This is a genomic window from Streptomyces sp. NPDC031445, assembly GCF_055581365.1.
The window spans coordinates 171,785-184,945 of the sequence record NZ_JBVIJO010000017.1; the positions used below are offsets into that span (position 1 = coordinate 171,785).

7 protein-coding genes are annotated in these 13,161 nt (G+C 73.8%); all 7 read left to right on the forward strand.

The window, feature by feature from the left end:
* Window positions 1-132 precede the first annotated feature (132 nt).
* Window positions 133-1,164, forward strand: a complete 1,032-nt coding sequence (locus tag ACZ5DC_RS35595; RefSeq protein WP_468659795.1) for a 3-oxoacyl-ACP synthase III family protein — start codon at window positions 133-135, stop codon at window positions 1,162-1,164.
* 4 nt (window positions 1,165-1,168) lie between these two features.
* Window positions 1,169-3,046, forward strand: a complete 1,878-nt coding sequence (locus tag ACZ5DC_RS35600; protein ID WP_468659797.1) for an HAD-IIIC family phosphatase — start codon at window positions 1,169-1,171, stop codon at window positions 3,044-3,046.
* Complete coding sequence (locus ACZ5DC_RS35605; RefSeq protein WP_366751512.1) at window positions 3,043-3,270, forward strand: acyl carrier protein; 228 nt, start codon at window positions 3,043-3,045, stop codon at window positions 3,268-3,270. The genes ACZ5DC_RS35600 and ACZ5DC_RS35605 overlap by 4 nt, the downstream gene beginning before the upstream one ends.
* Window positions 3,267-4,073, forward strand: coding sequence for a 2-oxo acid dehydrogenase subunit E2 (locus ACZ5DC_RS35610; RefSeq protein WP_468659800.1), 807 nt, complete (start codon window positions 3,267-3,269; stop codon window positions 4,071-4,073). The genes ACZ5DC_RS35605 and ACZ5DC_RS35610 overlap by 4 nt, the downstream gene beginning before the upstream one ends.
* Complete coding sequence (locus ACZ5DC_RS35615; RefSeq protein WP_468659802.1) at window positions 4,070-5,188, forward strand: alpha/beta hydrolase; 1,119 nt, start codon at window positions 4,070-4,072, stop codon at window positions 5,186-5,188. The genes ACZ5DC_RS35610 and ACZ5DC_RS35615 overlap by 4 nt, the downstream gene beginning before the upstream one ends.
* 60 nt (window positions 5,189-5,248) lie before the next feature.
* Window positions 5,249-6,070: an SAM-dependent methyltransferase gene (locus ACZ5DC_RS35620; protein WP_468659804.1), complete on the forward strand. Its 822-nt coding sequence runs from the start codon at window positions 5,249-5,251 to the stop codon at window positions 6,068-6,070.
* A gap of 53 nt (window positions 6,071-6,123) precedes the next feature.
* On the forward strand, window positions 6,124-13,161 hold a 7,038-nt coding region (locus tag ACZ5DC_RS35625), incomplete at its 3' end, for a type I polyketide synthase (RefSeq protein ID WP_468659806.1).

Genomic DNA, 13,161 nt, shown 5'->3' on the forward strand with positions numbered 1-13,161 from the left:
CGCTTAAGCGGCCCCTCCCAGGATCTTCGCTGCCGGGCTCCGCCGGACGGCCTGTCCGGTGCACCGCCCGCTTCGAGCCGGTCGATGCCCCGGTCCGGACGGGCGGGGGCCGCGACCAGACGGAGGGACCAGATGCAACCCCAACGAATCCATGTCGCGTCCGCGGGCACCGCCCTCCCGGGCGCGCCCGTCGACAACGCCGCACTCACCCGGCGCTTCGGCATGAGCGACCAGTGGGAGGAGTGGATCGGGGTCTTCATCGCCACGGAGACCCGGCACCTCACGGTCGACCTGGACACGGGCGAACGGCGCAACACCCTGGCGGACCTGTGCGAACTCGCCGCGCGGCGCGCGCTCGACGGCGCCGCGACCGCCGCCGCCGACATCGACCTGGTGGTCATGGGCACCGCCACCCCGGACCGGCTCCTGCCGACGACGGCCTCCGTGGTGGCGGACCGGCTGGGCATCGACGGCGTCCCCGTCTTCCAGTTGCAGTCAGGATGCACCGGTGCGTTCCAGGCGCTGGACCTCGCCCACCGGCTGCTCACCACGGGCGCGTACCGCAGGGCGCTGGTGATCGGCGGCGAGCTGAACGAGAAGTACTTCGACCTCGGCCAGGACTTCTCCAAGCTGCGTCCCGAACAGCTCATCAACTACGTGCTGTTCGGCGACGGCGCCGGCGCGATGGTCCTCAGCACCGAGCCCGGGGGCGCGCTCGCCAGGGTGTGCCTCACGTCGTCCCGGCTCACGGGCCACGGCCGTGAACCGGGGCAGATCCTGGAGTGGTTCGGCCCCGCCGACCGCATGTCCGACCGGCTCCCCGCGGCGGAGGACTACAAGGCCATCGAGGAGACCGTGCCCCGGATGAGCCGCGAGATCCTGGACCAGGTGCTGGCCGACGTCGGCTGGACCCGCGAGGACGTCGACTACGTCCTGCCGCCGCAGCTGTCCGGCCGGATGACCCGCCGGGTCGTCGACGAACTGGACCTGCTGGGCGCCAAGGAGGTCAGCTGCGTCACCCGGATCGGCAACACCGGGAACGCCACGCCGTTCTTCCAGGTCGAGCGAGCGCTCCAGCTCATGGCTCCCGGAGACCGGGCGGTCGGGATCTCGGTGGAGTCGAGCAAGTGGATCCGCGCCGGTTTCGCGATCGAGCGGGTGTGACGTGATGGACACGTCCCGCCCCGGCTCCCTGCTGGAGCTGTTCCGCGCCGGCCGTCTGGCCGCCGACTACCCACGGGTGCGTTCCCTGCTCGCCGAGGCCACCGGCGCCGAACTCCAGCGGGCCGGCCGGCTCCTGTGCCGTCTCGACCCGGACGAGGTGCTGCGGCACCACGGGGACACCCCCCAGGTGCGGACAGCGGTGACCGGACACGGGAACCTGGCCCTGCTGACCCCGGCGCTCACCGCCGAACTCGCCCGGCACGGGCTGCTGCTGCGGCCGACGCTCACCGACTTCGACAGCTACGTGCCGGAACTCTCCGATCCGGCCGGCGAACTGTACTCGGCGGGCCCCGACCTGGTCCTGCTGGTCCTCGACCCGATGGTGGTCCTCGACGACCTGCCCGCGCCCTGGACCCTCGACGACGTACGCGCGGCCGTGGAGCACCGGATCTCGCTGATCGAGGCCCTGGTGGAACGCTTCGTCGCACACAGCGACGCCACCCTGGTCGTCAACACCCTGCCTCTCCCACGGACGTTGACGGCGCAGCTGATCGACTACCGCTCGCGCGCCCGGCTCGGCACGCTGTGGCGGGAGGCCAACTCACGGCTGCTGGGGCTCGGCGACAGCCGCCCCCAGGTCGTGGCACTCGACCTCGACCCGCTGCTGGCCGACGGCGTGCCCGCCACGGACCCCCGGCTCAGCGCGTACACCGGTGCCCACCTGTCGGAGCCGCTGCTCGCCGCCTACGCCAGGGAGATCGGCCATCTCGCCCGGCACCTCACCGGACGGACCAAGAAGTGCCTGGCGGTCGACCTGGACCAGACCCTCTGGGGAGGGGTGCTGAGCGAGGACGGCCGCGAGGGCATCGAGGTGGGCGACGGCCTGCGCGGCAGGGCGTTCACCGCCTTCCAGCGCGTCCTCGCCCAGCTCGCCTCGCAGGGCGTCCTGCTCTCGGCCGTCAGCAAGAACGACCCGGCACCGGTGCGCGAGGTGCTGCGCGACCACCCCGGCATGACCCTGCGCGAGGACGACTTCGTGCAGATCAGGGCCGACTGGTCGGCCAAGCCCGGGCACCTGCGCGAGATCGCGGACACGATCGGGATCGGCCTCGACAGCTTCGTCTTCGTCGACGACAGCCCGCACGAGTGCGGCCTCGTCCGCGCGCACTGCCCGCAGGCCGACGTCGTCGCCCTCGACGAGGAGCCCGCGCTGCACGTGGAGAAGCTGCTGGCCGACGGCTGGTTCACCGTGCGGACGGTCACCGCGGAGGACACCGAACGCACCGCCCTGTACCGGGCGGAGGCCGCTCGGGGTGAGCTGCGCACGGCGCACGCCGATCCCGACGACTATCTGCGGGACCTGGGGATCACCGTCACCATCGGCCCGGTGCGGCCGGACGAGATCGCCCGGGTGTCCCAGCTCACCCTGCGCACCAACCAGTTCAACCTCACCACCGAGCGGCTCCAGCCGGCGGCGGTCCAGCAGCGTGCCGACGACCCGGACGCGAGCGTGCTGGCGGTCCACGTCAGCGACCGCTTCGGCAGCAGCGGCCTGACCGGCGCGGTGTTCCTGCGGCGCACGGGCGACGTGCTGACGGTCGACAACTTCCTCCTCAGCTGCCGGGTGCTGGCCCGCGGGGTGGAACGGGCCTGCCTGGCGGCCGTGCTGCACCACGCCAAGGCGCAGGGCGCCGACGCGGTGGAGGCCGCGTACCGCCCGACCGCCAAGAACGCCAAGGTGCGGCACCTGTACCCGTCCGCCGGCTTCGAGGAGACCGGTGGCGACACCACGTCGACGACCTTCCGTCACCGACTGGACCAGCTGCCGGACGTGCCCGGCCACATCCGTCTGATCGATCGCTCCCGGGGGGCCCGCAAGTGAACAGCCTGGACGAATTCGCCGAGTTGATCAGTGACCACATCGGGATACCGGTCACCGGTGAGGATCTGCGCCGCAACGTGGACGAGGTCCCCGGCTGGGACTCGCTCCACGTGATGTGGCTGCTGACCGTGCTGGAGCGGGAGACCGGGCGACGCCTGTCCCTGCCCGACGTGATCGAAGCCCCCACGCTCGCCCACGTCTACGAACTGGCGGTGGCCCCGTGACGGTCCGGCCCCTGGCGCGGCAGCGCCGCCACACCTTCTACTTCCTCCAGACGATCCGCGGCTTCTGTCCGGTCTTCCTGGACACGGACGTCGACATGACCCGGGTCCGGCAGGTCCGCGAGGCCGCCCGGGACAGCGGTCGGCGGTACTCCGCGGTGGCGTGCGTCATCCTGGCCGCCGCACGGGCACTCGCCGCCCATCCGCAGGCCAACGCCGCGATCCTCGGGACCCTGCGCCCCCGGATCGTCACCTACGACCACGTCGACGTGAAGGTCGCCCTGGACAAGACGCTGGACGGCGAGCGGGTCGTCCTGTCGGCCCTGCTCAAGGGCGCGCAGGCGGCCGGCCTGGACGAGATCCAGAGGCAACTGGAGCACTACCGCGAGGGCGACGCGGACGACATGCCCGAGTTCGCCCCCGTCCGCCGGCTCCAGCGGCTGCCCGTGCCCGTGGGGTCCCGCGCCTTCCGGCGGGTCGTGCGCCCGCTTGCCGCCCGGCACCAGGTCATGGGCACGCTCGCCGTGTCCTCGCTCGGCCACCGGCCGGTCGACGGGTTCCACTCCGTCGGCGGCACCACCATCACCCTCGGCCTCGGGCAGATCGCCGAGCGCCCGGTCGTCCGCGACGGCCAGGTGGTCCCCGCCCCCGTCATGCGGCTCAACCTCGCCTTCGACCACCGTGTGGTGGACGGCGCCGAGGCCGCCGACCTGCTCGCGGACATCAAGACCGGAATCGAGGAGTTCCGCCACCCCCTGGCGCCGGGCAGCGACGGCCGTGCCGCGGCCCTGGAGGACGCCGTATGAACGACGTGGCGGAACTGAAGCTCTTCGGACTGGCCCACGCACGCGCCCAGAACCTCACCCAGGCCGCCTACCAGGAGGTCTGCGACCGTGTCCACTCCGACGACGGGGACCGGCCGGGCTCCTGGACGGGGGAGTGGAGCCGAGCCGCGGCCCGGCTGGAAGCCGAGGGCCGGCTGCTGGAGGCCTGCGCCCACTACAACCTGGCGCGATTCCCCGCCGTGGACGGCCCGGCCAGGGAACGGGCGCAGAAGAAGTGCGTCGAGGTCTGCGCCGCCTGGGCGGCGGACCACGCGGTGACCCGCCTCGACATCCCCGTCCTCGGTGAGACCGTGCCCTGCTGGGCGAGCGGCCTGTCCGCCACGGAGCGGCGCCCGCTGCTGCTGGTGATGGGCGGCATCATCAGCATCAAGGAACAGTGGATGACCCTGCTCGCGCAGGCGTCGCGGCTGGGCATGGCCGTGCTGGTGGCCGAGCTGCCGGGCGTCGGCGAGAACCCGTTGCCGTACTCCGCCGACAGCTGGCGGATGCTCTCCCGCCTCCTCGACGCCGTGAGCGACCGGGCCGACGTCGAGCACACCTACGGGCTGACCCTGAGCTTCAGCGGACACGCCGCCCTGCGCTGCGCGGCGCACGACCGGCGCATCAGGGGCGTCATCACCATCGCCGCCCCGGTCGCCGCCTTCTTCACCGACCCGGACTGGCGCCGCGGCCTGCCCCGGATCACCGTCGACACGCTGGCCCGGCTGACCCGCACGACCCCGGACGACATCACCGGCGACATGACCCCCTGGGCGCTCACCGACACGGAACTCGCCGCCGTCGGCATCCCGGTGCACTACCTGGCCACCCACGAGGACGCGATCATCCCGGGTGACGACGTCCGCCGGCTCACGAGCAGGGTCCCCGGCACCCGGGTCCTGGAGTACCGCGACGAACACGCGGGACCGGGCAACGCGCTGGAGACCCGGCTGTGGATCTTCCTGTCCCTGCTGCGCATGCGCCGCGTCGGCGGCCCGCGCACGGCCCTGCTCGCCGCCGCGGCCGGTCTGCTCGCCCTGCGGCGACGGCTCACCGGCGCCCTGGCCGGGGCGCGCCGGCCCAGGCCGGCTGCCTGACGCCCCGTCAGGCCACCTGCCCGACGCTTCGTCCCGTCACTTCCGGAAAGGAACGTTCCGTTGAGCGAGACCCCCATCAAGACCCCCGTCGAGCCCCCCGTCGAGATCGACACCACGCGTCCGGGCCTGGCCCGCATGTACGACTACCTCCTCGGGGGCACCGAGAACCACCCCGCCGACCGCGCGCTGGTCGACGAGATCGCCGCGACCGATCCCGGCGTCTTCGCCGCGGCCCGCGCCAACCGCGACTTCCTGATCCGCGCGGTCCGCTTCCTGACCGAAGACGTGGGCATCCGGCAGTTCCTCGACATCGGCTCCGGCCTGCCCACCCAGGACAACGTGCACGCCGTCGCGCAGGCCGTCGCTCCCGAGGCACGCGTCGTGTACGTCGACAACGACCCGACCATCACCGTGCACGCGGAGTCCCTCGTGCGCGCCGAGAAGAACATCGAGGTGGTCCTCGGCGACCTCGGCCGCCCGGAGGACATCCTGAACGCCCCCGGGGTGCGCCGGCTGCTCGACTTCGACGAGCCGGTGGCCCTGCTGCTCGTCGCCGTCCTGCACTTCGTGCCCGACGCCGAGGACCCCTGGGCCGCCGTGCGCCTGCTGCTCGACGCCCTTCCCCCGGGCAGCCACCTGGTGCTCTCCCACGTCTCCCTGGCCGAGCTGGACGAGCTCGCGGCCACCACCGACCGGGCCTTCGAGAAGCGCAGCATCGAGCTCAACGCCAACCGGACCAAGGCACAGATCGCGCGCTTCTTCGAGGGCCTCGAACTCCTGGAGCCCGGTCTGGTGGAGACCACCGAGTGGCGGGCGGAGCAGACGGCCCCCCGCAAGGTGAGCGACATGGTCATCTACGCGGGACTCGCCCGCAAGAACTGAGCCACCGCCCACAGCGACGCACACCAGCCACGGTGCAACCAAGGAGTCAGCAGGTGTTTGCAGAAACCCCGGACGTGAACGCGAACGAGTCCGCGGTGCGGCGCCAGGACGCCGTAGCGGTCATCGGCATGGCATGCCGGCTGCCGCAGGCGGACGGCCCGCAGGCCTTCTGGAAGCTCCTGCGCGAGGGCCGGGACACGGTCGTCCCCGCCCCCGAGCACCGCTGGGGCCCGGCCGGCGCCGGCACAGGCCCGCGCTGGTACGGCGCGTTCCTCGACCACGTCGACGAGTTCGACGCGGCGTTCTTCGGGATCTCCCCACGCGAGGCCGTCGAGATGGACCCGCAGCAGCGGGTGGTCCTCGAACTGGGCTGGGAGGTCCTGGAGAACGCCGGCATCGTCCCCGAGCGCGTCCGCGACTCCCGCACCGGTGTCTTCATCGGCGCCATCTGGGACGACTACGCCGGCCTCCTCGCGCGGCGCGGCCCGGACGGCAGCACCGGCCACACCGTCACCGGCACCCACCGCAGCATCATCGCCAACCGCCTCTCCTACGTCCTGGGACTGCACGGCCCGAGCCTCGCCGTGGACGCCGGCCAGTCCTCGTCGCTCGTCGCGGTCCACCTCGCCTGCGAGAGCCTGCGCGCGGGTGAGTCGGAGATGGCCATCGCCGGCGGAGTCAACCTCGACCTGCTCGCCGAGACCACCGCGGCGTCCGCCAAGTTCGGCGCCCTGTCCCCGACCGGCCGCTGCCGCACCTTCGACGCCGCCGCGGACGGCTACGTACGCGGCGAGGGCGCCGGTGTGGTCCTGCTCAAGCCGCTGGAGCAGGCGGTACGCGACGGCGACCCCGTCCACTGCGTGATCCTGGGCAGCGCCGTCACCAACGACGGACGCACCGACGGCCTGACCGTACCCGGCTCCGCGTACCAGGCCGAGGCCATCCGGCGGGCCCAGCTGGCGGCCGGGGTCACACCCGGCGAGGTGCAGTACGTCGAGCTGCACGGCACCGGCACCCGGGTCGGCGACCCCGTGGAGGCCACCGCCCTCGGCACGGTGTTCGCGCCGGGCCGTCCCGCGGACGCTCCCCTGCGGGTCGGCTCCGTCAAGACCAACATCGGCCACCTGGAGGCGGCCGCGGGCGTCGCCGGGCTGATCAAGACCGTGCTCAGCATCGCCCACGGCGAACTCCCGGCCAGCCTGCACTTCGAGACGCCCCACCCCGACATCCCCCTGGACGAGCTCCGCCTGCGGATGCAGACCCGCCACGAGAGCTGGCCCCGTCCGCAGGACCGCCTGGTGGCCGGCGTGAGCTCCTTCGGCATGGGCGGCACCAACTGCCACCTCGTCCTCGCCCAGCACCGGCACGAGCCGGTCGACGAGGGCGCGCACCCCGCGCCGCGGCACACCGGCAGCACGCCCGCCGCACCGCGGCCGGTCGTCCCCTGGCTGCTCTCCGGCACGGACCCCGCCGCCCTCCGGGCACAGGCGCGGCGCCTGCACGAGCACCTCACGTCCGGAGCCGACGCCGGGACGGCCGACATCGGACTCTCGCTGGCCACCACGCGCACCGCCTTCCCGCACCGCGCCGCCCTCGTCGGACGCGACCGCGACACCCTGCTGGGGTCCCTGTCCGCGCTCGCCGAGGGACAGCCGGCCTCCGCCGCGCTGACCGGCACCGCCGGCCCCGCCGGTCCGCTCGCGGTCGTCTTCTCCGGGCAGGGCGCCCAACGCCCCGGAATGGGACGGGAGCTCTACGCGGCCTTCGAGACCTTCCGGCACTCGGTCGACGAACTCTGCGCGGAGTTCGACGGCATGCTGGAGCGTCCGCTGCGCACCGTGATGTTCGCCGACCCCGGCACGCCCGAGGCCGACCGGCTCGACCAGACCGCCTACACACAGCCCGCCCTGTTCACCTTCGAGGTGTCGCTGCACCGTCTGCTCGCGTCCTTCGGCGTCCGCCCCGACTACCTCATCGGACATTCGATCGGAGAGCTGGCGGCCGCGCACGTCGCCGGCGTCCTCTCCCGCGGCGACGCCTGCCGGCTGGTGGCGAGCCGGGGCGCCCTCATGCAGTCGCTGCCCGCGGGCGGTGCGATGGCCGCCGTCGAGGCGACCGAGGCCGAAGTGGCACAGGCGCTGGCCGAGGGGCGCGGCGACGCCGAGATCGCGGCGCTCAACGGTCTCGACTCCACCGTCGTGTCCGGACCCGAAGAGGCCGTCCTCGCCGTCATGGAGCTGTTCGCCGGACGGGGCCGCCGAACCCGCCGGCTGCACGTCAGCCACGCCTTCCACTCCCGGCTGATGGAACCCGCGCTGGAACCCCTGCGCTCGGCGGCGTCCGACGTGGAGTTCGCCGCTCCCGCCGTACCCGTGATCTCCAACGTGACCGGCCGCCTGGCGACGGCCGAGGAACTCGCCTCCCCCGACTACTGGGCCGCGCACACCCGGAAGACCGTCCGCTTCAGCGACGGCGTCCGCACCCTTCACCGGCTGGGCGTCACCCGCTACCTGGAGATCGGTCCCGACTCCGTCCTCGTGCACATGATCCGCCAGAGCCTGCCGGCCGACGCTCCGCGCCCGCTGCTGGCAGCAGCGCAGCGACGCGACCGGCCCGAGGAGGAGACCCTCGTCCGCGCCCTGGCCCACCTGCACACCACCGGCACCGACGTGGACTGGGCCGCCTTCTTCGCCCACAGCGCCGCACGCCTCGTACCGCTGCCGACGTACGCCTTCCAGCGCCGCCGCTTCTGGCCCGGCGTCGCCGCCCCGGCCGGCGCACCGAGCCTCCCGCAGGCCGCGCCGCCCGCGCCGCCGTCCGCCCCGGACCACGCGGCGCCCGCCCCCGCCGCGGCCGACCGCTCCGCCGGCGCCCTCGCCCTGGTCCGCGCGGAGGTCGCCGCCGTCCTCGGCCACACCTCCGCGCACGACGTCGACCCCACCGGGGTCTTCCGGGACCTCGGCCTGGACTCGCTGATGTCGGTCGACCTGTGCGAGCGGCTCTCCCTCGCCACCGGCCTCGACCTGCCCACGACCCTGCTCTACGACCACCCGAGCCCGCTCGCCCTGAGCCGGCACCTGCACGAACGGCTGTACGGCGGCACCGGCCCGGACACCGACGCCCCGGCCCGTGCCGCGGCCGCCGACGAGCCCCTCGCCGTCGTCGCCATGGCCTGCCGCTACCCGGGCGGGGTCACCTCACCCGAGGACCTGTGGCGCCTGGTCGCCTCCGGGACCGACGCGATCAGCGGCTTCCCCGCGAACCGCGGCTGGAACCTCGACGGCCTCTTCGACGCCGACCCGGACCGGGCCGGGCACTCCTACGTCGACGTCGGCGGCTTCCTGCACGACGCCGACCTCTTCGACCCGGGATTCTTCGGCATCAGCCCGCGCGAGGCGGCCGCCATGGACCCGCAGCAGCGGCTGCTCCTGGAAACCTCCTGGGAGGCACTGGAGCGGGCCGGGATCGACCCGGCCACGCTGCGCGGCAGCCAGACCGGCGTGTTCGTCGGCGCCGTCGCACCCGAGTACGGTCCCCGGCTGCACCAGGGGGCCCAGGGCTTCGACGGCTACCTGCTGACCGGCAGCACCTCCAGCGTGGCCTCCGGCCGCGTGGCCTACACACTCGGCCTTCAGGGCCCGGCGATCACCGTCGACACGGCGTGCTCCTCCTCACTGGTGGCGCTGCACATGGCCGCCCGGTCCCTGCTGGCCGGAGAGTGCGACATGGCCCTCGCCGGCGGCGCCACCGTCATGAGCTCGCCCGGCATGTTCGTCGAGTTCAGCCGTCAGCGCGGGCTGGCTCCCGACGGCCGGTGCAAGCCGTTCGCGCAGGCCGCCGACGGCACCAGCTGGGCCGAGGGCGTCGGCATGATCCTGCTGATGCGGCAGTCCGAGGCCGAGCGGCGCGGCCACCCCGTGCTCGCCCTGATCCGCGGCTCCGCGATCAACCAGGACGGCGCCAGCAACGGCCTGTCCGCACCCAGCGGCCCGGCCCAGGAGCGGGTCATCCGCCAGGCACTGGCCGCCGCCGGACTCACCACCGCCGACGTGGACGCCGTGGAGGCGCACGGCACCGGCACCACCCTCGGCGACCCCATCGAGGCCCGCGCCCTGCTCGCCACCTACGGACGGCACCGCGACCCCGGCACGCCGCTGTGGCTGGGCTCGCTGAAGTCCAACATCGGCCACGCCCAGGCCGCCGCGGGCGTCGGCGGCGTCATCAAGATGGTGATGGCGCTCCGGAACGGGACGCTGCCCAGGACCCTGCACGTCGACAGCCCCACCGCGCACGTGGACTGGGACAGCGGCGCCGTCGCCCTGCTGCGCGACGCGATGCCGTGGGAGCGGGGCGAACGCCCGCGCCGGGCCGCCGTCTCCTCGTTCGGCATCTCCGGCACCAACGCCCACCTGGTCCTGGAGGAGCACCCCGAGCCCGCGCCACCCCGCGCCACGCCCCCCACCCCCCTCGGCACCCCCGTGCCCTGGCTGCTGAGCGCCCGCGACGAGACGGCGCTGCGCGAGCAGGCGGGCCGGCTGGCCGAACTGCTCGCCGCCGGCACCACCACCGACCCGGTCGGCGTCGCCCGCACCCTGGCCGGCGGCCGCACCCGGTTCGAGCACCGCGCGATCGTCACCGCCACCGGCCACGACACCACGCTGCGCGCCCTGCGCGCCCTCGCGAACGGTGAATCCGACGACCTCCTGGTACGCGGCACCGCCGCCCGGGATGTGCGTCCGGTGTTCGTGTTCCCGGGGCAGGGGTCGCAGTGGGCGGGGATGGCGGTGGAGTTGCTGGGTGCTTCGCCGGTGTTCGCGGACCGGATGGCGGAGTGCGGGCGGGCTCTGGCGCCTCATGTGGAGTGGTCGTTGCTGGATGTGGTGCGGGGTGTGGAGGGTGCGCCGTCGTTGGAGCGTGTCGATGTGGTGCAGCCGGTGTTGTTCGCGGTGATGGTGTCGCTGGCTCAGGTGTGGCGGTCGTACGGTGTGGAGCCGGCGGCGGTGGTGGGGCATTCGCAGGGTGAGATCGCGGCGGCGTGTGTGGCGGGTGCGTTGTCCCTGGAGGACGCGGCGCGTGTGGTGGCGTTGCGCAGTCGTGCGTTGTTGCGGCTGGCCGGTACCGGCGGCATGGTCTCCGTGTCCCTTCCGGCCGACGAGGTCGAGCGCCGGATCGCCGAATGGGACGGCCGCATTTGTGTGGCGGCGGCCAACGGCCCGCACTCCACGGTGGTCTCGGGCGACGCCGACGCCCTCGGGGAACTCCTCCTGCGCTTCGAGGAGTCGGACGTACGGGCCCGGCGCATCCCGGTCGACTACGCCTCGCACTCCCCGCACGTCGAGGCGCTTCAGGAGCCCCTCGCCGAGCTCCTGGCACCCGTCACCCCGAACCAGCGATCGACCGTGCCGTTCCACTCCACGCTCACGGGCGAACTCATCGAGGACACCGGCCTGCTCGACGGCGGCTACTGGTACCGCAACCTGCGCAACCCCGTACGGTTCGAGCAGGTCGTCCGTGCCCTGGCCGAGCAGGGACACACCCTGTTCATCGAGGCCAGTCCGCACCCCGTGCTCACCGTCGGCATCGAGGAGACACTCGACGGCATCGGCGTGCCCGGCGTCGCCGTCGGCTCGCTGCGCCGCCAGGACGGCGGACCGGCCCGGCTGCTGAACTCCCTGGCCGTGGCCGTCGCCCACGGGGCACACCTGGACCTGTCCGGACTCGTCCCGGCGGCCGACACCCCGGCACCGCTGCCCACCTACCCCTTCCAGCGCGAGAGCTACTGGCTCACCGACGCCACGAGCGGCGGCGACATCACCGGACTGGGCCTCCAGGGCGACGACCACCCGCTGCTCGGGGCCACCCTCGCCCTCGCCGACGGCGACCAGGTGGTCTTCACCGGCCGGCTCTCGCTGCGCACCCACCCCTGGCTGGCGGACCACAAGGTCGGCGACACCGTCCTGCTGCCCGGCACGGCCTTCGTCGAACTCGCCCTGCACGCCGGACACCGCACCGGCCACGAGCACCTGGAGGACCTGACCCTCGAAGCGCCGCTCGTCCTGCCGGAGACCGGCGGCGTACAGCTCCAGCTGTCGCTCACCGCACCGGACGACGCGGGACGCCGCGCCGTCACCGTCTCCTCGCGCCCCGACGACGCCGACGAGACGCCCGGACCGTGGACCCGGCATGCCACCGGCGCCCTCCTCCACCACGCCCAGGCGCCCGCACCGCTGCCGCGCCAGTGGCCGCCCGCCGGAGCGACCGCCCTCGACGTCGACGACCTGTACCAGCGCCTGGCGGAGCAGGGCTACCGCTACGGACCGCTGTTCCAGGGCGTCGTACGGGCCTGGGACCACGGTGACGAGACGTACGTCGAGATCGCGCTCCCCGAGGAGCAGCGCACCACGGCGGACCAGTACGGAGTGCACCCCGCGCTGCTCGACGCGGCCCTGCACCTGCTCGTCCTGGACCCCGCCGCCGCGGTCAGCGCCCCGGCGCCCCGGCTGCCCTTCTCCTGGGCGGGCGTGTCCCTGCACGCCGTCGGCGCCACCGACCTGCGGGGCCGGCTCACCAGGACCGGGGACGGCACGGCGGCGCTCGACGTCGCCGACGCCGCCGGCGCGCCGGTCGTCTCCGTCGCGGAGCTGACGCTGCGCGAGATGAGGACACCGGCCGGCCGGGCCGCCCACCCCACGCACAACGCGGTGTTCGGCGTCGACTGGGTGCCGCTGCCGGCCGGCACCGCGCCCGCACCGGCGGCGGGCCGGTGGGCCGTCGTCGGCACCGACCCCATGGACGGCGCCCCGGCCGGCACCGTCCACTACGACGGCCTCGACGATCTCGTCGCCGCGGTCGGCACCGACGGGCAGCGCCCCGAGGTCGTCCTCGCACCGATCGGCCGCACGATCGGGGACGAGTCCTGTGACGGCGCGGACACCCTGGCCCTCGCCACCACCGAGGCCGCCCTGTCTTTGGTGCGGGGGTGGTTGGCGGATGAGCGGTGGGTGTCGTCGCGGTTGGTGGTGGTGACGCGGGGTGCGGTGGGGCCTGGTGGTGTGTCGGGTGTGGGTGGTTTGGCGGGTGCGGGGGTGTGG

What these genes read in the sequence shown, in the direction of transcription:
- ACZ5DC_RS35595 (WP_468659795.1), top strand. Translation starts at nt 133, where the DNA reads ATGCAACCCCAACGAATCCATGTCGCGTCCGCGGGCACCGCCCTCCCG.
- ACZ5DC_RS35600 (WP_468659797.1), top strand. Translation starts at nt 1,169, where the DNA reads ATGGACACGTCCCGCCCCGGCTCCCTGCTGGAGCTGTTCCGCGCCGGC.
- ACZ5DC_RS35615 (WP_468659802.1), top strand. Translation starts at nt 4,070, where the DNA reads ATGAACGACGTGGCGGAACTGAAGCTCTTCGGACTGGCCCACGCACGC.